The sequence below is a fragment of the Amycolatopsis sp. NPDC003676 genome, from assembly GCF_053587275.1.
The window spans coordinates 51094-76463 of record NZ_JBSFNS010000018.1; the positions used below are offsets into that span (position 1 = coordinate 51094).

The window sequence follows — 25370 nt, forward strand, 5'->3', positions numbered from 1 at the left end:
GCCCGGGGGCACCTCCGTACCGACACCCTGTACAACGCGCCAGCCGCGCGAATGTTCCGGCCCCATAAGGTGATCTGGGTCGCCACCAATCGAGTGACCGCTTGGTCGGCTCGGGTAGCCGGCGACGGCCGAACCTCGATCAGGTTGCGTCGCTTGGCGAATCGTTGTGCATTCGCCGCCGGGCCCGGTGCTCCGAAGCTGTTCCTCGGCTGAATCATCCTCTGCCCGCCTGCCCGCCTGCCCGCCTGCCCGCCTGCCCGCCTGCCCGCCTGCCCGCCTGCCCGCCTGCCCGCCTGCCCGCCTGCCCGCCTGCCCGCCTGCCGGCGAACGAGGGAGACAGTTGACCGGCGTCACTCCGCAACGAACTTGTTCGTAACGAACATGTTCGTTAAGCTCAAGCCAGTCGCCCGCGAAGAAGAAACGGAGCACCTCATGACCATCACCATCGTCGGCGCCGGCCTCGGCGGTCTCAGCCTCGCCCGCGTCCTGCACGTCCACGGCGTCGAAGCCATCGTCCTCGACCTCGACGCCTCTCCGTCCGCCCGCGCGCAGGGCGGCATGCTCGACATCCACGACGACTCCGGCCAGGTCGCCCTCCGTGCCGCCGGTCTGCACGAGGAATTCCGCGCCCTGGTCCACTCAGGCGGCCAGGAGACGCGCGTCTACGACCGAACCGCTGCCCTCTTGTTCTCTGAGGCGGACGACGGCAGTGGCGGGCGTCCGGAGATCGACCGTGGAGCCCTGCGCGACCTCCTCCTCAATTCGCTGCCGGAAGGCACCGTCCGCTGGGGCACGAAGGTCACCGCCGCGGAGCCGCTGCCTGACGGGCGGCATCGCCTCACTCTCGCCGACGGCACGTCGCTCACCACGGACGTGCTCATCGGGGCCGACGGTGCCTGGTCGCGGATCCGCCCGCTGGTCTCGCCGGAAAAACCGGCCTACACCGGCATCTCCTTCGTCGAGATCGACCTCCTCGACGCCGACTCCCGGCACCTAGAGGCAGCAGCTCTCCTCGGCGGCGGCATGAGTTTCGCGCTCGGCGAGGACAAAGGCTTCCTCGCGCACCGCGAACCGGACGGCAGCCTGCACGTCTACGCCGCCGTGCGTGTCCCGGAAACCTGGGTCGCGTCGATCGACTTCACCGATCGCGACGCCGCCAAGGCCGCCGTGCTGAGTCACTTCGACGGCTGGTCTGACCAGCTCCGCGCCCTGGTCACGGACGCGGACGGCGACCTGGTCCCGCGGCTGATCCACGCGCTCCCCGTCGAGCATTCGTGGGCGCGGGTGCCCGGCGTCACGCTGGTCGGCGATGCCGCGCACCTGATGTCACCGTTCGCGGGGGAGGGCGCGAACCTCGCCATGCTCGACGGTGCCGAGTTGGGGCTCGCACTGGCCCGGCACCCGGACGACGTCGAACGCGCACTGGCCGAATACGAGGCGGCGTTGTTCCCGCGGAGCGCGAAATCCGCGACGGAGTCGGCGCAAAGTCTCGACAGCTGTTTCCGCCCTGACGCACCGGCGGCCTTGCTCGAGCTGTTCGGAGCCTAATGTCCATAGTGGACGCGCGTACGACTTAAGCGGTACCCGGATCGAGCCGTCAAGCCGATCCGGGCCAGGCGGTTCGGCTCGCACAATGGACCTCAGCCCGCTGTGCGAGAGGAAACTGACTGATGACCGCCGTCCTGGCCGACACTGTCCATCAAGGCCTGCAGTTCGCCGCCGTCGCCGGGATAGTGGCACTGGTGGCGTTTCCGGTTCTGCTGTTTCTCGGCGCGTTGGTGAGCGTGCTCGGCAGTCCGCTCGGCTTCGTGATGAAGTTCGTGTGGGTGGTCTTCGCGTTCTGCGCGCCGTTCCTCGGGCCGGTGCTGTGGTTTCTGGTCGGCAAGAAGAGCGCCGCGCTTCGCTGACACAGGATGTCAGTGGAGCGCGGTTAGCGTCCGGGCATGGATCACGAGATTGACGCCGGCGCGTTCGCCGACCGGTATGTCGCAGTGTGGAACGAATCCGACCCGGCCGCCCGGCGCGAGGCGATCACCTCGTTGTGGGCCGAGGACGGGGTGCAGTTCACGGAGTCCGCGGAGCATCGAGGTCATCAGGCTCTTGAGCGCCGGGTGGGCGAGGCTTTCGAGGAATTCGTTGGCGGGGCGGGATTTGTGTTCCGGTCCGCCGGAGACGCGGTGGGCCATCACGGGATGGTCCGGTTCAACACCTACATGGCCCCCGCGGCGGGCGGGGACGTTGCCTGGACCGGGTTTGTCGTGGCTGAATTCGGCGAGGACGGCCGCATCCGCCGCGACTTCCAGTTCGCCGAACCGCCGCGTCCCGCGTTTGCGGACGCTCGGGCGACGGCGGACGAATTCGTACGCCGGGTGACGCAGGGCGATCCGGACCGGATCGCGGAGCTTTTCGCGGAAGCGGTCGACTGGTGGGTCAGCTGGCCGGAACCGGAGCATCCCGCGGTGCCGTGGATCCGCCCTCGCTCCACCCGGGCGGACGTCGCGGACCACTTCCGGACGCTCGGAATCGCTTGTGCCCCCGAAGAAGTTCGGGTCGACCGAATCCTGATCGACGGCCCGGACGCGGTGCTCGCCGGGACGAGTGCCCAGACGGTGAAGCTGACCGGCAAGCATTTCGCGACGAGCTTCGCGGTGTGCCTGACCGTCGCAGGCGGATTGATCACGCGGTATCACGTGTACGAAGACAGCCTCGCCGTCGCCGAGGCCTTCGTCGGATGAAACACCGGGCAGCCGGAGCGGGATTCCGCCCGGCTGCCCGGCATTCGCGCGGTCAGGAAACGTTCAAGTCGATGCAGGCGTAGAACGCGTTGCCGGTGTCGGCGATGTTCCACACCGCGAGCACCTTCTGCTGTCCGGTGTAGCCGCTCAGGTCGACCTGGTGCGAAACGGTTTCCGGCGGGGCCTGGTCGTTGCCGCTGAAGCTCGCGACCTGGGTGCCGCCGATGAAGTACTCGTAGTCGCTGGTGCGGTGGCGCGCGGTGAACACCCAGGTGAAGGTGACCTGGGTGCCGACCTGGGTGACCTTCCAGCCCTTGCTGTCGTCGTCGAGGTCGGCGAACCGGTCGTTGCCGCCGCTGCAGCTCTGCAGGCCCTTGGGCCCTTCGACGCTCTGCGGTTCCCATTTGATGTCGCCGCAGGACACCGTTCCGTCCGCGCATTGGGCCTGCCTGCTCTGCGGGGAGTTGACGTACCCGTGCGCGCTGGCGATGCCGGGGCCGATCAGCATCAGCACCGGAGCGAGGACCGCGCCGCCGAGAGCGGCGAGCATCGTGCGTTTGCGGGGCATGGTGGCTCCTTCGAAGCCGGGCCCGCTCCCGCGCCGGAGGGCGGCCGGACGAGCCACGGCACGACCGACGAACCCGCGGTGGGGTGGAACGCGGGCGGTGGGGGTGGGGAGATTTGTGGTCTAGACCATACTCGGCCGCCCGCGCTCGGTCAAGAATCGGCTACCCTGTGTCATCTATACACGGGATACTGTATGCAATAGTATGTCGCCGAGGATGCCGACCGTAGGGAGACCGCGATGTACACGGTGACCGACCCGGCAACGGGCCAGCTGATCGAGGAAATCGAGAACGCGACCGACGCGGAGGTTCGCGCGGCGATTGAACGCGTCGGCCACGGATATCGCAGCTGGCGAGACCGTCCGGTGGCGGAACGGGCAGCGATCGTCTCCCGCGCCGCGGACCTTTTCGAGCAGCGCGCGGACGAGTTGGCCGCCATCATGACGGTGGAGATGGGCAAGCGCGTCAACGAGGGCCGCGGCGAGGTCGGGATCGTCGTGGACATCTTCCGTTACTACGCGGAGCGCGGCCCGGACCTGATCGCCGACCAGCCGCTCGCCATCCGCGGCGGTTCCGCGGTGATCCGCAAGGAACCGATCGGCGCGCTGCTGGGCGTGATGCCGTGGAACTTCCCGTGCTACCAGGTAGCCCGGTTCGTCGCGCCGAATCTGGTGCTGGGCAACACGATCCTGCTCAAGCACGCGTCGATCTGCCCGCGTTCAGCGCTGGCGATCGAGGCGATTCTGCACGAAGCGGGCGTTCCGGATGATGCTTACGTAAACGTCTTCGCTTCGAGCCGTCAGGTTCCGTCGATCCTTGCCGATCCGCGGATTCAAGGCGTTTCCCTGACGGGCAGCGAACAGGCCGGTATCTCCGTGGCGGCCGAAGCGGGCCGGAACCTGAAGCGATGCGTGCTGGAACTGGGCGGTGCGGATCCGTTGCTGGTGCTCGACACCGCGGATTTGGACGAAACGGTGCAGGCTGTGGCGACTGCGCGGATGCGTAACTGCGGGCAGTCCTGTAATGCGCCTAAGCGGATCATTGTCCAGTCTGACCTTTATGAGGAATTCGTGGACCGCTTCACCAAGCGGGTCGCGGACTATTACGTCCCGGGGGATCCCTCGGACCCGGCTGCCAAGCTGCCTCCGCTGGCTTCCGTCGCTGCCGCTGACGAGGTGGCTGGTCAGGTGGCTCGCGCGGTGGAGCAAGGCGCGACGTTGCGGACGGGTGGACGGCGTGGTGAGGGGGCTTATCTGGATGCGACTGTGCTGACTGATGTCACGCCGGAGATGGACGCTTACCGGGAGGAGATCTTCGGGCCGGTGGCGATCTTGTTCCCGGCTGATTCGGATGATCATGCTATTGAGATCGCCAATGACTCGCCGTTCGGTTTGGGCGCGGCGGTTTTCGGGACGGATCCGGTTCGGATGCGTCGCGCGGCGGATCGGCTGGAGGCGGGGATGGTGTATTTCAACAAGTCCGGCGGGTCGCAGGCGGATTTGCCCTTTGGCGGGATCAAACGGTCCGGGATGGGGCGGGAGTTGGGGCCGTCGGGGATTGAGGAGTTCATGAACCAGAAGTCGATCCGGCTTTGAGCAGCAGTCGTAGCTCAGTGGACATCGGTGTCTAATGTGGACTAACTCTGTTCGCTCTTGGCCTCTTCGGGCGGCGGGGAGAACAGCGCAGCCTGACGCTCTTCATAGTCAGCCCAGTGCAGGGCTTCGTGATGATGCCAGCGGTCATAGTCCGCGACAGCTCGGTACATCCGCGCGTTCGTGAGGTGGAACCCCGCCCAGTCGGAACGGGTCGCGTCCGCCGCGGGCCGTCGGGTTGTCGCGGAGGCGTGCGCGTCGTGCAGTGTTGCTGGTTCAGCTTTGGCCGCCATCGTGGATGCCTTTCCGCTGGCATGTCTGAGTTCTGGAACCCCGGGGACCGCTCGCCGGATTAGAGGTAGTCCTATTGAAGGCTTCCCTGAGGACGTTGTCAATAGGACTACCTCTATCTAGTCTGGTAGGTCGGGAGGTGCTGATACCGCTAGCGTTATCGCCGACGGAGGAGGACGACGTGGGCATTGGGTACCGCGACCTGGCCGCGATCCTGCGCGACGCGATCCGGCGAGGCGACTATGCCCCGGACTCGACGTTGCCGAAGCAGGAGGAGCTGGCCGCGGAGTACGGCGTCAACGTCAACACCGTCCGCAAAGCTGTCGGTCTCCTGGAGGCCGAAGGGCTGGTCACACCGATCCGCCGCCGCGGAACCGTCGTTCGCGCACGCCCGCCGATGAAGCGCCTCGGTGCCGATCGCTACGCCAAGAGCAAGTGGAAGTACGGCGACGCGGTGGCGTTCATCGCCGACCGCGAGGCGTCCGGTCGCGAGTGGAAGCCCGCGGATCAGACCCAGACCGTTTCGCGGATCGAGGCGGACACGGAGGTCGCCGAAGCTTTGAGCATCGACGTCGGCTCGCCCGTCTACGAGCGTGCGCGCCTGGTCAAGGATGCAGGCCAACCGACACACACTCTCTCCAGCTACTATCGGCCGGAAGATGTCGAGGGCACCCGCCTCGTCGACGGCACTCCGGGACCAGCCGGTCGAGGCGGTGGCTTCCTGGTCCTCACGCTGCAGGGCCTCGAGCCGGACACGATCAGCGAGACTGTCTGCTCACGCATGCCCACGCCCGACGAGATCGAGACACTGGAGCTCCTTGCTGGGGAACCGGTCATGGTCCTGCAGCGCCGAACCTTTACCGCGGACGGCCGGGTCGTGGAGTTCGCGCGTGGTGTTCACGCGGCGAGCCGGTTCTCCTGGTCCTATACGTTCAAGATCCCTGACTGACCCGGAGTCCCCGCATGTCCGAGCGCTTGGCCACCCTGCCGGAACAGCTCCGCGCCGACGTCCAAACGCTCTGGGACTACCACGACCTGCACCACGACCTCCGCCCCACGGACGTCGGCATCGGGCTCGGCAGCCACGACCTCGGCGTCGCCACCCACGCCGCGAAGCTGTACCACCAGGGCTACTTCCCGAAGATCCTTTTCACCGGAGCCAACGCGCCGACAACCGTGGAGCGATTCCCGCGTGGCGAAGCCGTGCACTACCGGGAGCACGCGTTGGAGCTAGGCGTTCCCGACGACGCGATCCTGGTCGAGCCAACGGCCCGCAACACCGGCGACAACATCAAGCGAAGCCGAGAGTTGTTGGCAGCACAGGGGATCGGGGTCAAGGAAGTCACGCTGATCTCGCGCCCCTACCAACAACGCCGCGCCTACGCGACGTGCAAAAAGCTCTGGCCCGAGGTCGAAGTCCGGTGCGCCTCCCAGCCGCTGCCATTGGACGAGTACCTCCAAAGCATCGGCGACGTGGCCCGCGTCATCACCATGCTGGTCGGCGACACCCAGCGGATCAGCGTCTACGCCCAGCGAGGATTCGCGATACCCCAAGACGTTCCGAAAAAGGTTGAGCGAGCCTTCGAGAACCTGGTAGCGAGCGGTTACACGTCCAGGCTCCTCACCTAGGAAGCAACAACCCGCTCAACCACCCCGAAAACACCTGCTGCACGTCCCCCCGCACGCGCGCCGGGTCGTCGGCATGGGCGATCATCCGCGCGGCCTCCATCACCGCGGCCAAGACCAGCTGCGCCAAAGCATCCACCGGCGTATCCACGATCAACCCGGCCTCCCGCGCGGCCGCGAGGTTCTCCGCGACCAGCCCCAAGCCGTACTCGGCCTCAAGATCACGCCAGGCGTCCCAGCCCAGCACGGCGGGGGCGTCGGTCAGGGAGATCCGCCGGACGTCCGGGCGCAGACAAGCATCCAGGAACACTCCCAGCGCGGAAGAAAGCCCGGAAAGCGGGTCCGCCGCGGAATCGAGGACTTCCGAGACCTCGGCGGTCAGCTCCCGTTCCAGCACCTCGACCACGGCCCGGAACAGGCCTTGTTTGTCGCCGAAGTGGTGGTAGAGCGCGCCCCGCGTGACGCCGGCCGTGCGAGTGATTTCTTCGGCTGGCACGTCGTGGTAGCCGCGCGCGCCGAAGAGGTCACGGGCGGCCTTGATCAGTGCGGCTCGCGTCGCGTCGGAGCGTTCTTGCTGGGTACGTCGCACGCACCTAATCTGCCATGGCGGCGGCGAAGCGCGTGATGTGCCCGGCCAGAGCGTCCGGCTGATCCTCCGAGACGAAGGTGTACGAGTCCGGCACCTCGACGATCTCCGCGTCCGGCAGTACCTCCGCCAGGCGGTGGGCGAGGCTGATCGGGAACAGCTTCTCCTCCGGCGGCCACACCAGCAGTACCGGACGCTTGAATTGGCGCAGTTTCTCGGCCGCGGCCAGGGTGTGTTTTGAGTCGACGGTGCGCAGGAACTTGCGCAGATCCCTTCGCAGGCCAGGGGATTTCCGCAGCTTGCCCAGGTACTCCTGCGCGATGTCCGGCGGCAGCGGGCGCTTCGTGACCCAGCCGAACAGCAGCGGCAATCGGTACAGCGCTTTGATTCGCAGCAGTTGGCCCAGCACCGCCATCGAGCCGGGGACGCGGGCGATGGTCGGCAGTGGCTGGAAGATCGGCGGGAAGAAGTATTCGAAGCTGTCCGACGGCGTGAGCACGACCCGCCCGACTCGTTCCGGGTACCGCGCGAGCAGCAGTTGCGTGATGGCGCCGCCGGTGTCGTTGGCGACCAGGATGACGTCTTCCAGGTCCAGCGCGGTCAGGAAGTCGCCCAGCAGGGTGGCGAGACCGGGGGCGCTGAGGTCGGCGTCCGAGCGCATCGGGACCGGGTGCGCGCCCAATGGCAGATCTGGGGCCAGGCAACGGAATCCAGCGTCCGCGACGGCGGGGGTGACCTTCCGCCACAGCAGGGCGTTGGTGAGTACGCCGTGGACGAAGACGACTGGGCGGCCGCGTCCGCGTTCGAAGTACCGGAGCTCGCCTTGGGGGAGGTTGACGTGCCGGGCAGTGCCGAGTTCTTCGTGTGCGTTCATGCTGCCGAAGATACATACATGCAGTCTGTATGTAAATTACCTCTGCGGTAATGGCCGCGCTGACCAGGACATATGGGCTAGCGCGGGCCCATGCGCTGGGTGATCCGGTCGAAAAGGTCGTCCAGCGGTTCGCGGACGTCTTGGCCGAATTCGGTGAGCCCGTAGGTGACCTGAGGCGGCGTGGTCGGCTCGACGTGCCGCCAGACGAGGCCGTCTTCGACCAGGGCTCGCAGGGACTGGGCGAGCATCTTTTCGCTGATGCCCCGGATGCTCTCGCGCAGTTCGTAGAACCGGAGTTCCTTGTCCCGCAACGAGATGAGGATCCAGATGCCCCACCGGCTGGTCACGTGGTCGATCACGGCCCGCGCGGGGCAGTCGGTGTGAAACACCTCATAACGCGGCTCGGCGGCGGCCGGGGTGAACTGCGCGCTTCCTGTCACGTATCGAGCTTACCCAAAGGTATGTCCTTACGAAGAGTAAGCAACTCGGCCTAGCGTCGGTCGCCTACCGAAGGAGCGATTCATGATTGTGGTGACCGGGGCGACCGGAAACATCGGCAGACCGTTGGTGCGGGCGCTGATCGACGCGGGCGAGCAGGTGACGGCGGTGTCGCGGCGGGTCGCGGAGGTGCCGGACGGTGCTCGCCATGTGGTGGCGGATCTGGCGGATCCAGCCAGTCTCGAACCCGCGCTGACCGGGGCGAAAGCGTTGTTCCTCTTGCTGTCCGGCGATTTGCACGCCGTCGGCGCCAGCCCGGCCGAGCTCATCGCGAAGGCCGCGGACGCCGGGGTTCGCCGAGTGGTTCTGCTGTCGTCGCTGGGCGTGGCGACCAGGCCGTTCGGCACGACGCGGATCGCGATGCGCGAGCTGGAGGACGTGCTGCGGGTGTCCGGTCTGGACTGGGCCATTCTGCGTCCCGGTGGGTTCGACTCCAATGCGCTGGGGTGGGCGGAATCCGTTCGTACGCAAGGAATTGTCGCCGCGCCGTTCGGGGACACCGGGGTGCCGATCGTCGATCCGGCGGACATCGGCGAGGTCGCGGCCGCGTGCCTGGTGGACGACCGGCACGTCGGCGGCGTGTATGAGCTGACCGGGCCGGAGGTGATCACGCCGCGTCAGCAGGCCGAGGTGCTGGCCGCCGCGCTCGGCAGGCCGGTGCGGTTCCACGAGCTGACCCGTGCCGAGGCCAAGGCATTCATGACCGAGAGCGTGCCAGGCGAACTCGCCGACGACACGCTGGACATCCTCAGCTCCCCGAACGAGGCCGAACTGCGGGTCAGCCCGGACGTCGAGCGAGTTCTCGGCCGCCAGCCGCGGTCTTTCGCCGACTGGGTGGCCCGCAATATCGCCGCGTTCCGCTGAGGGTTACTCGGCCGGAGCGCACCGCGAGCACAGGCCGGACTCCGCTTCGTCGGCGGATTCCGTTGGCGCGCCGTCGATTGCCTCGAGCCGGCCGCATTGCCGGCAGAGCAGGTGCCGGTGGTCGAAGCCGGCCAGCTCGTAGCGTTGCGCGACGCCGACGTGGTCGAAGCGGTGGACGAGACCGGCGGTGACGCCGGTGGTCAGCACGTCGTGGACGCCCCTCGTGGACGCCATCGACAGCCGTTCGCGGACCAGCGGCAGCAGCTCCGCGACGGTCACGTGCGGGTTTTCGGCCAGCACTTCCAGCACGACCTGCCGGGCGGTCGTCACGCGCAGGCCGGCGCGCCGGAGCCGGGTGCCGGCGTCGGCGCTGGACGGGAGAGGTGCGGAGGTCGTGAGCACGCCTCCTTTGTAGTCCGCAAAGTTGATCCAGTCAAATGTAAGATCGGGTCAACTCTGGGACTGTGAGCCACTGCACGCCAGAATTGATTCGGTCAAGTCTGGGGGTACCATCCGGGCCATGGACGAGTTCGGGGCGCGCCTGCGCGACAAGGGCCTGCGCAACACGCCGCAGCGGCGTGCGGTGCTGGCCGCGGTCGCGCGGACCCCGCACGTCACGGCCGCGGAGATCGCGACGGTGCTCGACGCCGACGGGGCCGTCGGCGCGTTGTCCAGGCAGGGCCTTTACAACGTGCTTGACGACCTAGTCGGCGCCCGGCTGCTGCGTCCGCTGGAACCGGCGGGCTCGCCGGCGCGGTTCGAACTCGAGACCCACGACAACCACCACCACCTGGTCTGCCGCGGCTGCGGCCGGATCCAGGACGTGCCGTGCGCGATCGGCGCCGCGCCGTGCCTCGAACCCGGTCCGGTGCCCGGTTTCCGGGTGGACCAGGCCGAGGTCACGTGGTGGGGGATGTGCGCGGACTGCGAGGCCAAGGCTTAACGCAGCGCGTCCTGCAGCGCCTCGAGCCCGACCGGCCCGACGGCCAGCGCGTCGTGGTGCCATTGGCGCAACGTGAATCCGGGTTTGGCGGCGGCTTCGGCGCGCGCCTGCAACCACGCGCGTTCGCCGATCTTGTACGAGATCGCCTGGCCCGGCCAGCCGAGGTACCGCACGATTTCGGCGTGCACGCGGTGTTCCGCGGCCAGCCCGCGCTCGTGCAGGAATCGGCACGCGGTGGCGAAGTCCCAGCGGGAACCGTCCGGCAGCGGCAGGTCGAGGTGCGAGCCGAGGTCGATCACGACGCGCGCGGCCCGGAGCGCGGAACTGGCGAGCATGCCAAGGCGAGTGCCGCGCTCGGAGAACCAGCCCAGTTCGTCGGCGAGGCGTTCGGCGTACAGCGCCCAGCCTTCCGCGTGGCCGCTCACCGAATGGACGCGCGCGTAGCGGCTTACCGACTCTCCGGCCAGGCCCGCGACGCCGATCTGCAGATGATGTCCGGGCGCGCCTTCGTGGAACACCGTCGTCAGCTCCGACCAGGTTGCGAAGCGCTTGCGTCCGCCTAGCGGCCACCAGGTGCGGCCGGGGCGGGTGCCGTCTTCGGCGGGCCCGGTGTAGTACGGCGAACCCGACGCGGAGCCGTACGCGAGGACGACGTCCAAGGCGCGCAACGGTTCGGGGATGTCGAAGTGCTCGTTCGCCGCGTCCAGCGCACGGTCGTGCGCCTGGCGCAGCCAGTCCAAATAGGACTCTTCACCGTCCACTGCGCACTCTTCGTCCAGTCGCGCGAGGACTTCCGCCACACTCGCGCCGGGCTGGATTTTCGCGACCTCGGCGGCGATTTCCGTTTCGATGCGCTGAAGTTCCGCCCAGCCCCATTCGTACGCCTCGGCGAGATCGAGGTCCGCGCCAAGGGAAAGCCGGGCCGCGACGGCGTAGCGTTCCGCGCCGACGCCGTCGGTTTCGGTGGCGTGCGGGGCGTAATCCTCGCGCAGGAACCGGGCGAGCGCCGCGTAACCGCGGTGGGCGGCGTCGGCACCGGCCCGCAGTTCGGCGGCCCGCGGCCCGTCGCCGTACTCCTCGACGAGTGCATTGTGGACACCGGCGTAACGCTCGGCCTGAGCCGCCGTTTCCAGCGCCTGCAGACGGGCCGCGCGCACACCGCGGTCGAGACCGGCCCGCAGGGTCTTCTGCCAGCCGGAAAGCATCGTTTCGACGCCGGACATCCGGACCGCGAGGACGTGCCAGTCGTCCGCGTCGCGGCGCGGCAGCAGCCGGACCGAATCGGCGATCGAACTCAGCGTGCCGAAATGCGCCTGTACCTGGCGGAACGGCTCGTCCAGCTCGTGCCAGGCCAGTTGGGCCTCGAGGCTGTCGCGCAGATGCGCGGACGCGATCCGGTCCGTGCGGGACTCGGGATTCAGCTTCGCGAGGGAGGCGAGGGTGCGCCGGGCCAGGTCGGCTCGGGCCGCGAAACCGTCCGGGGTGAGGTCGGTGAGCGCGGTCGCTTCGGTGGTGACGCCGTCCAAGGTCGCGGTGATCGGATCGAGCGCTGCCTCGGCCGTGACGTGGTCGGCGGACAGCTGAAAAATCGGGGTCACGCCGCCACGTTAGCCGGGAGCCGCCGCCCGAATATAGAGACGTTAGCGGGGTCTGGCTGCTGGTATAGGGAATGCCCGCGCCGGTGTTCCGGCGCGGGCATCCGCGGGAAAAAGCTCAGTCGGTGCCGGATTCCATCGCGGCGCGGTCGAGCAGTTCGACGTCGTCGGCCCGGCCGCGGGACGCGATCGTCTCGGCCCCGCCCTCGGCCATCGCCCCGATCAGGCCGGTCGCGGCCGCCTGCGCGGCGCCGATCAGCTTCGGGTGCGAGTTGCCGCCGACCATGCCGAGGCTCGCGTACTGCTCCAGCTTGGCGCGCGAGTCGGCGATGTCGAGGTTCCGCATGGTCAGCTGGCCGATCCGGTCGACCGGGCCGAACGCGGAGTCCTCGGTGCGCTCCATCGACAGCTTGTCCGGGTGGTAGCTGAACGCCGGCCCGGACGTGTCGAGGATCGAGTAGTCCTCGCCGCGCCGCAGCCGCAGCGTGACCTCGCCGGTGATCGCGGTGCCGACCCAGCGCTGCAGCGATTCGCGCAGCATCATCGCCTGCGGGTCCAGCCAGCGGCCCTCGTACATCAGCCTGCCGAGCCGGCGGCCCTCGTTGTGGTAGCTGGCGATGGTGTCCTCGTTGTGCACCGCGTTGACCAGCCGCTCGTACGCCGCGTGCAGCAGCGCCATGCCCGGGGCCTCGTAGATGCCCCGGCTCTTGGCCTCGATGATCCGGTTCTCGATCTGGTCGGACATGCCGAGCCCGTGCCGCCCGCCGATCGCGTTGGCCTCCAGCACCAGCTCGACCGCGGTGCCGAACTCCTTGCCGTTGATGCTCACCGGACGGCCCTGCTCGAAGCCGATGGTGACGTCCTCGGGCGCGACCTCGACCGCCGGGTCCCAGAACCGCACGCCCATGATCGGCTCGACGATCTCGATGCCGGTGTCGAGGTGCTCGAGGGATTTCGCCTCGTGCGTGGCGCCCCAGATGTTGGCGTCGGTGGAGTAGGCCTTCTCGGTGCTGTCGCGGTAGGGCAGGTTGTGCGCCTGCAGCCACTCGGACATCTCCTTGCGGCCGCCGAGCTCGCCGACGAACGCCGCGTCGAGCCACGGCTTGTAGATCCGCAGGCCCGGGTTGGCCAGCAGGCCGTAGCGGTAGAACCGCTCGATGTCGTTGCCCTTGTAGGTGGAGCCGTCGCCCCAGATCTGGACGTCGTCCTCGAGCATCGCGCGCACCAGCAGCGTGCCGGTGACCGCGCGGCCGAGCGGGGTGGTGTTGAAGTAGGCCCGGCCGCCGGTGCGGATGTGGAAGGCCCCGCAGGTCAGCGCGGCGAGCCCCTCTTCGACGAGGGCTTCCTTGCAGTCGACCAGCCGCGCGAGCTCCGCTCCGTAGGCGTGCGCGCGGCCGGGGACGGACGCGATGTCGGGTTCGTCGTACTGGCCGATGTCGGCGGTGTAGGTGCACGGAACCGCACCCTTGTCGCGCATCCACGCCACCGCCACGGACGTGTCGAGGCCGCCGGAGAACGCGATGCCGACCCGCTCGCCGACGGGAAGGGAAGTGAGCACCTTGGACATAGGAATGATTATGCACGACGATGTATGAACGTGCATCCCCGGGTGGTGTGAACTCGCTCTCGCGGGGTTCACCGCTCTTGCAGGCGCTGCCGCCACCAGGCCTCGGCATGCCAGGAGCTGAGGGAACTCGCAGCCGGGTCGGGCAGGGTTCTTCGCCGGAACTCGTCGTCTAGAGGAGCCAGGACTCGGCGCAGTTCCGCACGGTCGCGGCGCGGAAGGGCGCGCAGGGCGGCTTCCAGTTCGTCGCGGGCTTCGACCGGATCGCAGCAGAGGCAGTCGGTCCACGGAACATGCAGCCAGCGGCCGGGCTGGCGCAGGAATCGCCGGTACTGGTCGAGTGCTCGGGAAACGCGTTCGGCCCACGGATCGCGGGCTTCGGGTCGATCGGCGCGCACCGCGCCGGGCTTCCTACGAGGCATTGCCCCTTCGGGTCGACGTCATAGCGAAGAGGATGCCACATCTTCGGTCAGCAGCCAGGTGCTCAGTACGTGCGGCCCTTCCAACCGGTCCGCCGCCGAGCGGAGTCCAGCGTCATCAGGGTGTAGAGCGCCGCGGTGAACGGCAGCAGCAGCCCCGCGACCACGGGCTGCCGGTAGTACCGGGCGACCGGGACGAACGTCCCCGCCATGAGGAGCCATGCCGCGGCGGCCTGCCACGAGCCGGTTAGGGCGAGCACCGGCGGGGCGAGGAAGACGGCGACCATGCCGACGACGGTCCCGGCCAGCAGCAGCGGTGAATGCCGGAGCTGGGTGTAGGCGCTGCGGGCCACCATCTGCCACAGGTCCGCGAGTCGCGGATAAGCCCGGACGCTCCGGACCTTCGACGCGTAACCCAGCCAAATCCGGCCACCCGCGGATGAGACCGCGCGGGCGAGTGCGACGTCGTCGATGACTGCGCCGCGGATGGCCTCGATTCCGCCAGCGCGTTCGAGCGCCGAGCGGCGGACGAGGACGCACCCGCCGGCTGCGGCGGCGGTGCGCCAGCGCGCGGAGTTCACGCGGCGGAAGGGGTAGAGCATCGCGAAGAAGTAGACGAAAGCGGGCACGATCAGCCGCTCCCAGAACGTTGCGGTGCGCAGGACGGCCATCTGAGATACCAGGTCCCGGCCGCTGGTGGCAGCGGCGACGAGGGTTTCCAGTGAATCGGGTTCGTGTGAGATATCAGCGTCCGTCAGCAGAAGGAAGTCGACGTCTCCTGCTTCGCGGACGCCGTGTGCGACGGCCCAGAGTTTCCCGGTCCAGCCGTCCGGTGGTTCGCCGGGGCTGGTGACGGTGCGCGGGAGTCCATTGGGGACAGTCAGCGAACGGGCGACTTCCGCGGTGCCGTCGGTGCTGCCGTCGTCTACGAGGATGACTCGCGCATCGCCGGGGTAGGTCTGGCGGAGCAGTGTGGGCAGGGTTTCCGGGAGTAGTTCCGCTTCGTCGCGGGCGGGGATCACGATGGCGACGGACGGCCAGATTTCCGGCCGGACCAGCGGGGGAAGACGTTGGTCGGTGCGCCAGAACCAGCTGTGGCACAACGCGAGTCCGGCCCACACGGCCAGCGTTGCCCACCCGAGGATCGTGCTCATGCGCGGAGCGTAGTGACTGGAAGCAAACTGACAGGTCGCTCCCAGCGAACTCATAGATTCGCGGCTGAGACTGGGTGTTCCCACCACCGGAAGGGACACCCGGCATGGACCCGGACATCAGGAGACGGCAAGAGGAACGGGCGCGCGTCCGGCATCGGACGGCGTTCGTCACGGCGGTCGCGGCAGTGCTCGGAGTCGCGGCGGCCGGAGGAATCGGATACGGGCTGACGGCGGCTGGCTCTACGTCCACCAGCGGGACTGGCTCGACGTCGAGCGGCGGGACTGGCTCGACGTCGAGCGGATCGAGTACTTCCGGACAAGACCAGCTGCAGGTGCCCGCGCAGGATCCCGGCTCCGGCTCCGGTCACGCGCACACCGGATCGGGTGCGTCGTGACCGGGCCGTATTCGGCTGCGTTTCCCGCGCTCGGCACGACGGCGCGGGTGCTCGTCACCGAGGAGGCCGCGCTGGGCCCGGCGACCGCGCTGCTGCGGACGCGGCTCGCCGAACTGGATCGGGCATGCAGCCGATTCCGGACAGATTCGGAAATTTCGGCCCTCCACCGTGCGGCGGGCCGGGAAGTGGAAGTGAGCGCACTACTGGCCGACGCGCTGTCGGCCGCCTTGCGAGCCTCCTGGCTGAGCGGCGGACTGGTCGATCCAACGGTCGGCGGGTCGATGGCGGCGCTCGGTTACGACCGGGATTTCGCCGAGATCGCCGACGGTCCCGCTGCGACGCCAGTCCCCGCGCCGGGCTCGCATTGGGTGCTGTTCGAACCGGCCCGGCGGATTGTCGTGCTGCCGCGCGGCGTGACGCTGGACCTCGGCGCGACCGCGAAAGCGTATGCCGCGGACCAGACTGCCGCCGAGATCGCCCGTCGCACCGGCTGCGGCGTGCTGGTGAACCTCGGCGGCGACCTCGCTGTCGCCGGCCCGGCTCCGGCGGGTGGCTGGCAGGTGGCGATCGGCGACGACCACCGCGACGCGGTTGCCCGCGCAGACACGACGATCACGCTCACCAGCGGCGGCCTGGCGACGTCCGGGGTGGCCCGGCGGACTTGGCGCCGCGGCGGTCGCGTGGTGCACCACATCGTCGACCCGCGCACGGGCGAACCGGCGGATTCGTGCTGGCGGACGGTATCGGTCGCGGCGAAGTCCTGCGTGGACGCCAACACCGCGAGCACCGCTTCGGTCGTGCTGGGAGTGGCGGCGTTGGACTGGCTCGGGTCGCGTGGGTTGCCCGCACGGCTGGTGAGTTCGCGCGGCGCGGTCCGGATGACTGCGGGGTGGCCTGCCGATCGCCGGGAGCGTGTGTCGTGAGTTCCGCGCTCTGGTATTTCAGCCGTGCCACCGGAATCGTCTCGCTGGTGTTCTCGACCGCCGTCGTGGTGCTCGGCTTCCTCAACTCGGGCAGGTTCGCGACGCGACGGTGGCCCCGCTTCGCCCTCGCGGACCTGCACCGCAACCTCGCCCTGGCCAGCCTCGTGTTCTTGGGCGCACACATCATCTTCGCGGTCGTCGACGGTTATGTGGACCTCAGCTGGCTCGCGGTCGTCGTGCCGTTCGTCTCCGGCTACGAACCATTCTGGATCGGAATCGGTGCGGTAGCGGTGGATTTGCTGCTCGCCATTGTCGTCACGAGTCTGCTGAGGACGCACCTCCCGCCGCGATTGTGGCGCGCGGTGCACTGGCTCGCTTACCTGTGCTGGCCGGTCGCGCTCGCGCACAGCATCGGTCTCGTAGCGTCCGACAGCGCACGTCCGCTGCTCATCGCGCTCGACATCGCGTGCCTGGTCGCCGTCCTGGCCGCCGCGAGCGTGCGGTTCGGCAGTACCAGTCCCGACACCGAGGCTCGCCGCCTCTCTCCACTTAGGAGGTGAACGTGCTTCCCTTGCACCGGAACAATCTCGCCGCCCACCTGTCCGTCCACGGTGGACTTCCCGTTCTGCACCGCGACGCGTTGATCCACGAAATTGACGCCGCCGGTATCCGCGGCCGAGGCGGCGCTGGCTTCCCCGCCGCGGCGAAACTGCGCTCTGTCGCACCAGGACGGTCCATTGTGGTCGCCAACGGCTGCGAGAGCGACCCGTTCAGCACCAAGGATCGCGCCCTGCTTGAAGTCGCGCCACACCTGGTTTTGGACGGCATCCAGGTAGCGGCTAGCGCAGTCGGAGCAACCGAGGCTTTCCTCTGCCTGCACGAAGAAAACCGGAGCATACTGGCCGCTTTGGCCGAACGCCGCGATGCCGTACCGGTAAAGCTGGTCGCGGTTCCGCCCCGATACGTCGCCAGCGAAGAAACCGCGCTAGTGCATTTCCTGGGCACCGGCGATGCCCGCCCCACTGGCAAATTCCCCCGCCCGACCGAACGCGGCCTGCGCGGTCGCCCGACGCTAGTCCAGAATGTCGAAACATTGGCCCGATTCGCGATGGTCGCCAGAATGGGCGCGGACCGTTATCGTTCTGTCCACACTGACTTGGTCACCGTCACCGGTGCCGTGTCTCGCCCCGGTGTACTGGAAGTCCCTGCAGACACGCCGATTTCCGCGATCCTCGCCCGAGCCGGTGGATCCGTTACCGCACAAGCAGTCCTGATCGGCGGCTATGGCGGAACCTGGATGCCGCGCTCCCTCGCCGACCCCCTCCCGCTCGGTCGCGAACCGGGCCTGTCCTCCCTGCACCTGCTCGCAGAACCGCACTGTGGCCTGGAACTGACGAGGAATATTCTCTCGAGATTGGCCGCCGAATCGGCCCGCCAATGCGGCCCGTGCATGTTCGGACTCCCCGCCATCGCCGCGGATTTCACCGACCTGCTGGCCGGTCGGGACGCCACCGGCCGCTTGGCCCGCCGCCTCCCGCTCCTCACAGGACGAGGCGCCTGCGCCCACCCGGACGGAGCGGTCCGCCTAGCCGCGAGCGCCCTGCGAGTCTTCGCGGCCGACGTCCGAGCGCATCTGACCGCTGGCTCGTGCCGAATCACAGCAGGTGCCGCATGAACCGCCTGACGGTCGACCCGATCGCCTGCCGCGCACACGGTTTGTGCGCGGACGTCCTGCCGGAACTGATCACTGTGGACGAATGGGGCTACCCGGTGGTACGAGGGGACTCGGTGCCTGAACCGCTGCTGGCCGAGGCCCGACGAGCTGCTGCGGCTTGTCCGGCGCTGGCGTTGCGGTTACGAAAATCAGATTAATCGCAACGCCAGCTCCGTGTTAACGACTATTCAACAACGCCACCAATCGCTGATGGCGTGCAGTGCCATGATCGACACTGGCAAGATGCTAATAACAGCTGACGCGAAGCCGGTCAACTAGCGCTCCTCAGGCAATTTATGAATTTATTTCACCACAACATGGATATCGCTGTGGCCAGGCCGCCCAGGCTACTCTGCGAACGAGCTTCAGGGGTTACCCAAAGTGTGTCGGCAAATGCAGACGTCCTCGGAAGGAGGAGTTTGCCCTACCGTGGAGTGAACCGTTTCGGCGCCCCCGCCGTTTCAGCGGTGGCGGATTACGGATCGTCGCGGAGCGGGCATGGCCACGGTGTTTTCCTCGTCGCTTTCGCCGTCCCTGGCCTGCGGAATCAGGTGCGGATCCCGGGCCGCGGCCAGCCGCTCCTCGACGCGGTCGGCCTTGGCGTCCCGGCCGCGGCCCCGGTAGAACGCGGCGGCGCGAGTCCAGGCGTCGACAGCGTCCTCGCGGTTTCCCCGTGAGTAGAGAATCTCCGCGAACGCCTCCAGCGCCCGCGCCTGGCCGGTCGCGTTGTGCGCCCGTTCGGCCAGTTCGACCGCTTCCTGGGACAACCGCAGCGCGGCCCGGTCGTCCCGTTCGGCTGCCGCGAGGCGGGCCTGCACGGTGCGCAGCCGCATTCCGGCGGTGAGGTCGCCCGCGATCTGGGCTTGCGCCAGCTCGCAATGCCGGTGGGCGACCGCGAATTCCTCCTGGCTGAGATGGAGTTCGGCCAGCGTGATGTACGTGGCGGCCTGTCCGGAGGCGTCGCCGGTGAGCGCGCGCAGGTGCAAGGCGCGGTGGTAGTGCGGCAGGGCCTTTTCGTACTGGTCGAGTTCGGCGAGGGTTTCGCCGAGGTACTGCTCCGCCTTCGCCTCGCGGACCGGATCGCCGTTGCGTTGCGCGTGTGTGATGCAGCTGCGGAAGAGGGCGATCGCCTCCACGTGGCGACCGGTCTGCCGGTGCAACCGGGCGAGATTGATGTTGATGGTCAGCTTCGCCACGGGCGATTCGTCGTTGATGGCCAGCTCCAGCGCCCGGGCGAGCGCGTCCTCGGCCGCGTTGTGGTTGCTGAGCGTAAGGTGCAGTTCCCCCAGATCGTTGAGCGTCGACCCTTCCGCGTGAGAGTCCTTGTTCGCTCGCGCGGCCCGGGCCGCGACGGCCAGTCCGGCGGTCATCTCGTCGTAGAAGCCGTAGATGACGAACGTGTCGTGCATGAGATGCGGGAGCGTGCAGGCGTAGTCGAAGAGCTGGTGTTGCTCGGCGAGCGTGGCGAGCGCGGTGAGGTTGGTGCGTTCGCGCAGGAACCAGCGGTGGGCGGCGGCTGAGGTCTCGAACTGCGTCGGGCGGATACCCGGTTCCGGGTCGAGCTGCGGCGGGCGGTCGCGGTGCGGGTGTGCCATCCGATGCGCGTTGTCCGCGGTGCTGCAGTAGTGGGACAGCAAGCGCCGCAACGGTTGCGGGTCGTAGTGCTGAGTGCTCAGGGTCTGCGCGTAGCGGTGGAAGATCGAGAGGATCCGGTAGCGGTCCGTGTCGCCGGGCTGGTCGATCAAGTGCAGCGCGACCAGGGTTTCCAGCGCTCGCCGCGTTTCCGCTGCGGGCCGGCCGGCCGCCGACAGCAGGGTGTCGACGTGGATTTCCGCGCCGGGGTGGTGGCCGAAGAGCCGGAAGACGGCCTGGCTCGGCGGTTCGAGCATCTGGTACGACGAGGAAAACGCCGCGCGCAGGCTTTGGTCGTCGCCGTCGTCGCCGATGCTCAGGAGCATTTCCGGGTCTCTCAGCTGGTCGAGCATGGTGCTGAGGCTCAGTCCCGGACGGCGGGCGGCGCTTTCGGCGATCAGGGTCAGCGCGAGGGGCAGGCCGTCGCACAGGTGGGCGATCCGGCGGGCCGCGTCGGGTTCTCGTTCGCCGCGGCCGTGCAGCCGCCGGGCGAACAGTTCCAGCGATTCGCGGTCGTCGAGGCGGTCGAGGCTCAGCGCGGCGAGTTCGTGCCGCCGGGTCAGCGCGCCGAGGCGGCGGCGCGAGGTGACGATCACCGCGCATTCGGACAGAGTGTTCAGCAGCCGGTCGACGTGTTCGGAGTTCTCCGCGTCGTCGAGAATGACCAGGACGGACCGGTCGGCCAATTGCCGGCGCAGGACGGCGGCGCGGGCTGCCGCGTCGACGACGTGGTCGACGGGGTAGCTGAGCGCCTGGAGCAGCTGGTCGACCACGTCCGCCGGTTCGAGCCGCGGGGCCGGGCCGAAGCCGTGCAGGTCGAGGTAGATCGCCCCGCCCGGGAACCAGTCCGCCGCCCGGTGCGCCCAGTGCACCGCGAGGCTCGTCTTCCCGATCCCGGGCGGACCGCTGAGCACGACAGCGGGCGAGCGCGTCGGCGAGCCGGGCCGGAGCCACTGGTCCAGCGTTTCCAGCGCGTCGGCGCGGCTGATGAACCCGCGGAGATCGCGGGGGAGCGGATGAGACGGCGGGGCGGCCCGGCGCACGGGGACGATGGGGGCGGGCGGGTTCTCGTAGCGGTCCCGGAGCTTGTCGTGGAAGGCGTGCAGCAGGACTTTGGCAGTCTCGTCGGCTGCCTCGTTGAATCGGCGGTTGGCGTCGAGGAAATGAGCCTGGGCCTGCTCGGACTGCCCGAGCGCGTAGTAGATCTGGAGCTGGAGCTTGACGAAAGCCAGCCGGCTGGCGTGCTCGGGAGCGAGTTCCTGCATCCAGCCCGCCGCCTCGTCCGGGCGGCCGAGTGCGAGCAATTGGCTTGTCAGTATTTCTCGCGCGGGAAGCAACATGGATTTGACTTTGTCCTCGCGCCAATTGCTCGCGCGTTCGGTGCGGAGCTCCGCCAGCGGTTCGTCACGCCACAAGGAAAGCGCGGAAGCGGCTGATTCGCATGCCGTTTCATGATCGGCGGAACGGGCGGAGTCGTGTGCTTTCCGAATTAGTTTCCGAAAGGCTGCCACGTCCACGATGTTCTCATCGAGATCAGCCAGATAGCCGTCGCCGGACCGGGTGATCGAAGCGGGCGAGTCCGCGTCGGCGAGGGCGTCGCGCAGCCGGTAGACCGCCTTGTGCAGGGCGTGCTGCGGGTTTCCGGGCAGGTCGTCGTCCCAGAGCCAGGAGATGAGGGCGTCCTGGGAAAAGCGCTGCCTCGGCCGGGTGAGCAGGACGCCGAGAATATTCCGGGTCTGCCGCTGACCCCACTGATCGTTCATCTTCCCGTGCATCCGCACCGCAGTCTGCCCGAGAATTCCGTAGGCGAAGTCCATTCGACGTCCTCCCTCGTCGATTGCCCAGTTTCGCATTGATCCGGTTCGTCGGCGACCGGTTCGGGATAACGATCATCCGGGGAATTGTCTTGTCCGGAATCGGTCCGCTTTGTGTCCAGCGGCGGGAAGCGTCCGGTCAGAACCGCGCCGCAGCCTCGGCTCGTCGGCTTGGTTCTGGACGGAGGGGATGAAGATGGCGCACGACGTGTGGGTACGCGGCCCGATCGGTCTCGACGCCGCGTCGCGGGTGACGCGGCCGGGATGCCGGACCGTGCTGGCGGTCGTTCCGACCGTGACTGCGGGGACGCGGCTGGTCGAACTGATCTCGCTGCTCGAGCGGGATCTGCGGGTGCAGGTGATGTTCACGGTGCCGCACAGCACCGACCGGTGGGCCGGGGTCGAGGAGTACGTGCGGGCGCAGCACGGGCTGGTGCTGCCTTGGGAACAGGCGGTGGCGCATCGGTTCGACCTGGTTCTGGCGGCCTGCCATCGGCAGCTCGACCAGGTGCGCGGGCCGCTGATGCTGATCGGGCACGGAGTCGGGCGGGTCCCCGGGCGCCGGTTCAGCCGGAAGGCGGGAGGGGCGGCCATCGCGACGACCGCGCTCGAACGGGAGCTGCTCACGTTTCGCGGGCGAGTGCTTCCGTCGGTGCTGGCGCTCGGGACGGAGACGGAGGTCGAAGTGCTGCGCGAGCGGTGCCCGGAGGCGGTGCCCGCGGCCGTCGTGGCCGGCGACATCTGCCTTGACGGGATGCGGGCGGCGGCCGGGCAGCGGGAGCGATACCGGCGGGCGCTGAATGTCGGCTCGCGGCGGCTGGTGGTGCTGAGTTCGACCTGGTTCACTGACTCGGCATTCGGCCGGGTCCCGAAGATGTACGAGGCGATCGTGAACGCGCTGCCGGACGACCGCTACGCGGTGGCGGCGGTGCTGCATCCGAACGTCTGGGCGGTGCACGGGCGGCGTCAGGTCGCTGCCTGGCTCGACGGATGCCGGGGGCTGCGGGTGATCCCGCCTGAGCAGGGATGGCAGGCCACGATGATCGCGGCTGACTGGGTGATCGGCGACCACGGCTCGACCACGGGCTACGCGGCGGCGACAGGACGGCCGGTGACGCTCGCGTCGCTGCCGGACGGGCGGCCGCAGGCCGGGAGCGTCGCGGACGTCGTGCGGGCGCACGCGAAACCGCTCGATCCGGATCAGCCGCTCGAACCCCAGGAGGAAGCCGCGATCGCCGCCGCGCCGAGGCTCACTGCGGCGGTGCTGCCAGTCGCCAGCACGAGGATCGACTGTTCGGCGGGGATTTTGCGGTCGGCGATGTACCGGCTGCTGGAATTGTCCGAACCGGACACGCTGGCGTATCCGCCGTTGCCCGCGGAGCCCCGGCCGCTGCCGGGGTGGGACGCGTGACCCCCGGCGTCGCGCGCGTCCGGATCGCGCTGCCCGGACGTCGCGCGATGCCGGTGCTGGTCGCCGACGTGGATCGGGCCGGACCTCGGCAGGCGGCCGGCGCGGACGTCGTGGTCCGGGTCCGTGCCCGTGCCGTGACGAGGTGCGAAGCCGACGAGCTGAGAGCGGAATGGCCGGGGGCGATCGCCGCGGCGGTGTGCTGGCCGGGCGGGGCGGTGTGGTCAGTGCGGCGGCTCGAAGGAGTCCCCGCTGAGTCGCCGGGCCTCGTCGAGATGGCGCTGGGCGCTTGTCTCGTCGCCCTCGGCGCGTTCGAGACCGGCGAGCGCGGCGAGGACCTCGGCCTGGAAATGCGGTGACTGGAGACGTTCGACGCCTTCGAGCGCGTGCCGGAGTTCGGTGCGCGCCCGCTGGTAGTCGCCCCGCTGGGCGTGGATCGCGGCGAGCGGGATGACCGCACGGGCGAGCTGGGCGGCGTCGCCTTGCTCGTCCAGGATGGCAGTGGCTTCAGCCAGTTCCCGCAGTGCTTCGTCGTCGCGACCCAGCTTGATCAGCACTTCGCCACGGCGATAACGGGCCATGCCGACCCCTCGCGGACGCCCGATCTCGGCGTGCTTCCTGGCGCTGCGCTCATACAGGTCAAGCGCGGTTTCCCACTCTTGCTGTCTTCGGGCGTTCCTGGCGAGCCGGGCCAGCGCGGAGGCCTGGGTCGGGCCGTGCTGCTCTCGTTCGCCGATTTCGAGGGTGACGGCGTTGTGCGCGGCGGCTTCGGCGTAGCGGCCAAGCTGGTCGCAGACGAAACCGGCCTGGCTGTGCATCCGGGCTTCCACCAGCGGGAGCTGACATCGGCGGGCGGCGGCGATCCCCGCCGTGCACAGTTCGAGGAACGGTTCGTAATCCCGGTGGTGCAGGAAGAATCCCCACGACGCTTCGGCGAGCTGCCACAGTTCCTCGTCCCAGCCGTGCGCTGACGCGGCTTTCGCGACGGCGTTGATGACCGGCCGGTCCCGGCGCCACCAGCTCACCGCGTGGTCGCGGTCGGCGAAAGATCCCGTCGCCGCAACGGTTTCGGCCGCGAAGTTCGGCCGGAAAGGATGGATGAGGGCGCTCGCGGTGACGGTTTGGTCGCGGTACCAACGAGTGTAGCGGCGCACGAGGTAGTGCCGGTCGGCCTCGGCGTCCTGGCGTTCCGCGCGCACGCGGGCATCGTGGCGGACGACGTCGTGCTGTGCCACTGTTTCGTCCTCCAGTTCGTGGAGGAGGTTGGCTTCGATGAGCTCGTCGACGGCGTCGTCAAGGTGGGCGGGCGAGCTCTGCAGCGTGTCGGCGAGCGCGTCGACGGTGTGGTGCGGGCCGGGCAGGATGCCGCAGGTTCGGTAGAGCCGGGCGGCCGAATCGTCGAGCGTGGCGTACGAGGCGTCGAAAACCGTTGAGAGCGCCGGGAAATCTCCGACCGAACGGATACGTCCGCGGCGGGCTTCCTGGTGCGGCTTGCGGCGCGGCCGGGCGCGCAGTCTCGCTCCGGTGATGGCGAGCGCCAGCGGGAGACCGGCGCAGGCGGTCAGCAGGTCTTGCGCGTCCTCGTGGCTGATCTGCCGTTGCCCGGCGCGGGCGAGCACCTCGCGGGCGGGCTGGTCCGGAAGCGGGCTGAGCGGAAGGATTTCCGCGCCGTCCAGTGCGAGGCTGGTCAGCTGGGACCGGCTGGTGACGAGGACGACCGCGTTCGCGCTGGACGGCAGCACGGCGCGGGCGTCGGCGCTGTGCACCACGTCGTCGAGCAGCACTGCGAACCGGCGATCCGCGGTCACCGCACGGAACTCGGCGGCCCGGTGGGCGAGCGAGGCGGGGATGTCATCGGCCGGGATGCCCAGTGCGGCAAGGAAACCGTGCAGTACCCCGCTCGCGGATTCTGTCGTTTCGGTGCCCTCGGAGGAAAATCTTGTGCACAGGATGCCGTCGGGGAACCGGGCGCGATGCGTGTGCAGCCAGTGCAGGGCGAGCGCGGTTTTGCCGATCCCGCCGACACCGGTGAGCACGACGACCGACGGGGCGGGGTCGGACCGGAGCCGGATTTCGTCCAGCCGGGCCAGTTCCCGGGTGCGGCCGAGCAGCACGGGCGGTGCGGGAGGCAGCTGGACCGGCGCCCGCACCGGTCTGCCGGATGCTACGGTTCCCCC

Annotated in this window: 26 protein-coding genes; 14 read left to right on the top strand and 12 right to left on the bottom strand. The window is 68.8% G+C overall.

What is annotated here, in order from left to right:
- Nucleotides 1–432: 432 nt before the first annotated feature.
- From ACWDNU_RS14445 to ACWDNU_RS14455, 3 genes are all read left to right on the top strand, one after another.
- On the top strand, nucleotides 433–1548 hold the full coding sequence (locus ACWDNU_RS14445; protein WP_449669136.1) for an FAD-dependent oxidoreductase: 1116 nt from the start codon (nucleotides 433–435) through the stop codon (nucleotides 1546–1548).
- Nucleotides 1549–1670: 122 nt separating this feature from the next.
- Nucleotides 1671–1907: a PLDc N-terminal domain-containing protein gene (locus ACWDNU_RS14450; RefSeq protein WP_449669137.1), complete on the top strand. Its 237-nt coding sequence runs from the start codon at nucleotides 1671–1673 to the stop codon at nucleotides 1905–1907.
- A 36-nt stretch (nucleotides 1908–1943) separates the two neighbouring features.
- Nucleotides 1944–2735 carry a nuclear transport factor 2 family protein gene (locus tag ACWDNU_RS14455; protein WP_449669138.1) on the top strand — a complete coding sequence of 264 codons (792 nt, stop codon included), beginning with the start codon at nucleotides 1944–1946 and terminating at the stop codon, nucleotides 2733–2735.
- 52 nt (nucleotides 2736–2787) lie between these two features.
- Here ACWDNU_RS14455 and ACWDNU_RS14460 read toward each other — a convergent pair whose 3' ends face one another.
- The gene (locus ACWDNU_RS14460; protein WP_449669139.1) at nucleotides 2788–3303 is read right to left on the bottom strand and encodes a lytic polysaccharide monooxygenase auxiliary activity family 9 protein; all 516 of its coding nucleotides are present in this window, start codon (nucleotides 3301–3303) and stop codon (nucleotides 2788–2790) included.
- Nucleotides 3304–3540: 237 nt separating this feature from the next.
- On the opposite strand from ACWDNU_RS14460, the gene ACWDNU_RS14465 reads away from it, so the two are divergent.
- Nucleotides 3541–4896, top strand: a complete 1356-nt coding sequence (locus ACWDNU_RS14465) for an NAD-dependent succinate-semialdehyde dehydrogenase (RefSeq protein WP_449669140.1) — start codon at nucleotides 3541–3543, stop codon at nucleotides 4894–4896.
- Between the two features lie 41 nt (nucleotides 4897–4937).
- Here ACWDNU_RS14465 and ACWDNU_RS14470 read toward each other — a convergent pair whose 3' ends face one another.
- On the bottom strand, nucleotides 4938–5186 hold the full coding sequence (locus tag ACWDNU_RS14470; protein ID WP_449669141.1) for an AMED_5909 family protein: 249 nt from the start codon (nucleotides 5184–5186) through the stop codon (nucleotides 4938–4940).
- A 179-nt stretch (nucleotides 5187–5365) separates the two neighbouring features.
- Here ACWDNU_RS14470 and ACWDNU_RS14475 point away from each other — a divergent pair, with 179 nt between their 5' ends.
- Complete coding sequence (locus ACWDNU_RS14475; protein WP_449669142.1) at nucleotides 5366–6133, top strand: GntR family transcriptional regulator; 768 nt, start codon at nucleotides 5366–5368, stop codon at nucleotides 6131–6133.
- 14 nt (nucleotides 6134–6147) lie between these two features.
- The gene (locus tag ACWDNU_RS14480) at nucleotides 6148–6813 is read left to right on the top strand and encodes a YdcF family protein (RefSeq protein WP_449669143.1); all 666 of its coding nucleotides are present in this window, start codon (nucleotides 6148–6150) and stop codon (nucleotides 6811–6813) included.
- Here the strand turns inward: ACWDNU_RS14480 and ACWDNU_RS14485 are convergent.
- From ACWDNU_RS14485 to ACWDNU_RS14495, 3 genes are all read right to left on the bottom strand, one after another.
- Nucleotides 6806–7399 (bottom strand): TetR/AcrR family transcriptional regulator, encoded by a 594-nt coding sequence (locus ACWDNU_RS14485; RefSeq protein ID WP_370934908.1) that lies wholly within the window; start codon nucleotides 7397–7399, stop codon nucleotides 6806–6808. The genes ACWDNU_RS14480 and ACWDNU_RS14485 overlap by 8 nt on opposite strands.
- Nucleotides 7400–7403: 4 nt before the next feature.
- Nucleotides 7404–8270 carry an alpha/beta fold hydrolase gene (locus ACWDNU_RS14490; RefSeq protein WP_449669144.1) on the bottom strand — a complete coding sequence of 289 codons (867 nt, stop codon included), beginning with the start codon at nucleotides 8268–8270 and terminating at the stop codon, nucleotides 7404–7406.
- Between the two features lie 77 nt (nucleotides 8271–8347).
- Nucleotides 8348–8710 (bottom strand): winged helix-turn-helix transcriptional regulator, encoded by a 363-nt coding sequence (locus ACWDNU_RS14495; RefSeq protein ID WP_370934910.1) that lies wholly within the window; start codon nucleotides 8708–8710, stop codon nucleotides 8348–8350.
- A gap of 82 nt (nucleotides 8711–8792) precedes the next feature.
- Here ACWDNU_RS14495 and ACWDNU_RS14500 point away from each other — a divergent pair, with 82 nt between their 5' ends.
- Entirely contained in the window at nucleotides 8793–9632 is an 840-nt protein-coding gene (locus tag ACWDNU_RS14500; protein WP_449669145.1) for an NAD(P)H-binding protein, read from the top strand.
- A gap of 3 nt (nucleotides 9633–9635) precedes the next feature.
- Here ACWDNU_RS14500 and ACWDNU_RS14505 read toward each other — a convergent pair whose 3' ends face one another.
- Nucleotides 9636–10034, bottom strand: a complete 399-nt coding sequence (locus tag ACWDNU_RS14505; RefSeq protein ID WP_370934912.1) for a Fur family transcriptional regulator — start codon at nucleotides 10032–10034, stop codon at nucleotides 9636–9638.
- A 118-nt stretch (nucleotides 10035–10152) separates the two neighbouring features.
- On the opposite strand from ACWDNU_RS14505, the gene ACWDNU_RS14510 reads away from it, so the two are divergent.
- The gene (locus ACWDNU_RS14510; RefSeq protein ID WP_370934913.1) at nucleotides 10153–10575 is read left to right on the top strand and encodes a Fur family transcriptional regulator; all 423 of its coding nucleotides are present in this window, start codon (nucleotides 10153–10155) and stop codon (nucleotides 10573–10575) included.
- On the opposite strand, the gene ACWDNU_RS14515 is transcribed toward ACWDNU_RS14510, so the two are convergent.
- The 4 genes from ACWDNU_RS14515 to ACWDNU_RS14530 form a co-directional block, all read right to left on the bottom strand.
- The gene (locus tag ACWDNU_RS14515; protein WP_449669146.1) at nucleotides 10572–12173 is read right to left on the bottom strand and encodes a DUF885 domain-containing protein; all 1602 of its coding nucleotides are present in this window, start codon (nucleotides 12171–12173) and stop codon (nucleotides 10572–10574) included. The two genes, ACWDNU_RS14510 and ACWDNU_RS14515, sit on opposite strands and share 4 nt — an antisense overlap.
- 115 nt (nucleotides 12174–12288) lie before the next feature.
- Nucleotides 12289–13737, bottom strand: a complete 1449-nt coding sequence (gene argG / locus ACWDNU_RS14520) for an argininosuccinate synthase (protein WP_449669147.1) — start codon at nucleotides 13735–13737, stop codon at nucleotides 12289–12291.
- A 68-nt stretch (nucleotides 13738–13805) separates the two neighbouring features.
- Entirely contained in the window at nucleotides 13806–14156 is a 351-nt protein-coding gene (locus ACWDNU_RS14525; RefSeq protein WP_370934916.1) for a hypothetical protein, read from the bottom strand.
- Nucleotides 14157–14218: 62 nt separating this feature from the next.
- Nucleotides 14219–15307: a glycosyltransferase gene (locus tag ACWDNU_RS14530; RefSeq protein WP_449669148.1), complete on the bottom strand. Its 1089-nt coding sequence runs from the start codon at nucleotides 15305–15307 to the stop codon at nucleotides 14219–14221.
- 104 nt (nucleotides 15308–15411) lie between these two features.
- Here ACWDNU_RS14530 and ACWDNU_RS14535 point away from each other — a divergent pair, with 104 nt between their 5' ends.
- The 5 genes from ACWDNU_RS14535 to ACWDNU_RS14555 are packed head-to-tail and all read left to right on the top strand — an operon-like array spanning nucleotide 15412 to nucleotide 18497.
- On the top strand, nucleotides 15412–15702 hold the full coding sequence (locus ACWDNU_RS14535) for a hypothetical protein (RefSeq protein WP_449669149.1): 291 nt from the start codon (nucleotides 15412–15414) through the stop codon (nucleotides 15700–15702).
- Nucleotides 15699–16625, top strand: a complete 927-nt coding sequence (locus ACWDNU_RS14540; RefSeq protein ID WP_449669150.1) for an FAD:protein FMN transferase — start codon at nucleotides 15699–15701, stop codon at nucleotides 16623–16625. The genes ACWDNU_RS14535 and ACWDNU_RS14540 overlap by 4 nt, the downstream gene beginning before the upstream one ends.
- Nucleotides 16622–17185 carry a ferric reductase-like transmembrane domain-containing protein gene (locus tag ACWDNU_RS14545; RefSeq protein ID WP_449669151.1) on the top strand — a complete coding sequence of 188 codons (564 nt, stop codon included), beginning with the start codon at nucleotides 16622–16624 and terminating at the stop codon, nucleotides 17183–17185. The genes ACWDNU_RS14540 and ACWDNU_RS14545 overlap by 4 nt, the downstream gene beginning before the upstream one ends.
- 2 nt (nucleotides 17186–17187) lie before the next feature.
- A complete protein-coding gene (locus ACWDNU_RS14550) occupies nucleotides 17188–18300 on the top strand; it encodes an NADH-ubiquinone oxidoreductase-F iron-sulfur binding region domain-containing protein (RefSeq protein ID WP_449669183.1) in 1113 nt (370 codons plus the stop codon).
- Entirely contained in the window at nucleotides 18297–18497 is a 201-nt protein-coding gene (locus tag ACWDNU_RS14555) for a ferredoxin (protein WP_449669152.1), read from the top strand. The genes ACWDNU_RS14550 and ACWDNU_RS14555 overlap by 4 nt, the downstream gene beginning before the upstream one ends.
- A 303-nt stretch (nucleotides 18498–18800) precedes the next feature.
- Here the strand turns inward: ACWDNU_RS14555 and ACWDNU_RS14560 are convergent, their stop codons facing one another.
- The gene (locus ACWDNU_RS14560) at nucleotides 18801–21788 is read right to left on the bottom strand and encodes an AfsR/SARP family transcriptional regulator (RefSeq protein ID WP_449669153.1); all 2988 of its coding nucleotides are present in this window, start codon (nucleotides 21786–21788) and stop codon (nucleotides 18801–18803) included.
- Nucleotides 21789–21981: 193 nt separating this feature from the next.
- Between ACWDNU_RS14560 and ACWDNU_RS14565 the strand changes: the two genes are divergently transcribed.
- The gene (locus ACWDNU_RS14565) at nucleotides 21982–23196 is read left to right on the top strand and encodes a hypothetical protein (RefSeq protein WP_449669154.1); all 1215 of its coding nucleotides are present in this window, start codon (nucleotides 21982–21984) and stop codon (nucleotides 23194–23196) included.
- 221 nt (nucleotides 23197–23417) lie between these two features.
- Here ACWDNU_RS14565 and ACWDNU_RS14570 read toward each other — a convergent pair whose 3' ends face one another.
- Nucleotides 23418–25343: an NB-ARC domain-containing protein gene (locus ACWDNU_RS14570; protein ID WP_449669155.1), complete on the bottom strand. Its 1926-nt coding sequence runs from the start codon at nucleotides 25341–25343 to the stop codon at nucleotides 23418–23420.
- Nucleotides 25344–25370: the final 27 nt, after the last annotated feature.

What these genes read in the sequence shown, in the direction of transcription:
- ACWDNU_RS14445 (WP_449669136.1), top strand. Translation starts at nt 433, where the DNA reads ATGACCATCACCATCGTCGGCGCCGGCCTCGGCGGTCTCAGCCTCGCC.
- ACWDNU_RS14450 (WP_449669137.1), top strand. Translation starts at nt 1,671, where the DNA reads ATGACCGCCGTCCTGGCCGACACTGTCCATCAAGGCCTGCAGTTCGCC.
- ACWDNU_RS14455 (WP_449669138.1), top strand. Translation starts at nt 1,944, where the DNA reads ATGGATCACGAGATTGACGCCGGCGCGTTCGCCGACCGGTATGTCGCA.
- ACWDNU_RS14460 (WP_449669139.1), bottom strand. Translation starts at nt 3,303, where the DNA reads ATGCCCCGCAAACGCACGATGCTCGCCGCTCTCGGCGGCGCGGTCCTC.
- ACWDNU_RS14465 (WP_449669140.1), top strand. Translation starts at nt 3,541, where the DNA reads ATGTACACGGTGACCGACCCGGCAACGGGCCAGCTGATCGAGGAAATC.
- ACWDNU_RS14470 (WP_449669141.1), bottom strand. Translation starts at nt 5,186, where the DNA reads ATGGCGGCCAAAGCTGAACCAGCAACACTGCACGACGCGCACGCCTCC.
- ACWDNU_RS14480 (WP_449669143.1), top strand. Translation starts at nt 6,148, where the DNA reads ATGTCCGAGCGCTTGGCCACCCTGCCGGAACAGCTCCGCGCCGACGTC.
- ACWDNU_RS14490 (WP_449669144.1), bottom strand. Translation starts at nt 8,270, where the DNA reads ATGAACGCACACGAAGAACTCGGCACTGCCCGGCACGTCAACCTCCCC.
- ACWDNU_RS14500 (WP_449669145.1), top strand. Translation starts at nt 8,793, where the DNA reads ATGATTGTGGTGACCGGGGCGACCGGAAACATCGGCAGACCGTTGGTG.
- ACWDNU_RS14510 (WP_370934913.1), top strand. Translation starts at nt 10,153, where the DNA reads ATGGACGAGTTCGGGGCGCGCCTGCGCGACAAGGGCCTGCGCAACACG.
- argG (WP_449669147.1), bottom strand. Translation starts at nt 13,737, where the DNA reads ATGTCCAAGGTGCTCACTTCCCTTCCCGTCGGCGAGCGGGTCGGCATC.
- ACWDNU_RS14525 (WP_370934916.1), bottom strand. Translation starts at nt 14,156, where the DNA reads ATGCCTCGTAGGAAGCCCGGCGCGGTGCGCGCCGATCGACCCGAAGCC.
- ACWDNU_RS14530 (WP_449669148.1), bottom strand. Translation starts at nt 15,307, where the DNA reads ATGAGCACGATCCTCGGGTGGGCAACGCTGGCCGTGTGGGCCGGACTC.
- ACWDNU_RS14535 (WP_449669149.1), top strand. Translation starts at nt 15,412, where the DNA reads ATGGACCCGGACATCAGGAGACGGCAAGAGGAACGGGCGCGCGTCCGG.
- ACWDNU_RS14555 (WP_449669152.1), top strand. Translation starts at nt 18,297, where the DNA reads ATGAACCGCCTGACGGTCGACCCGATCGCCTGCCGCGCACACGGTTTG.
- ACWDNU_RS14560 (WP_449669153.1), bottom strand. Translation starts at nt 21,788, where the DNA reads ATGGACTTCGCCTACGGAATTCTCGGGCAGACTGCGGTGCGGATGCAC.
- ACWDNU_RS14565 (WP_449669154.1), top strand. Translation starts at nt 21,982, where the DNA reads ATGGCGCACGACGTGTGGGTACGCGGCCCGATCGGTCTCGACGCCGCG.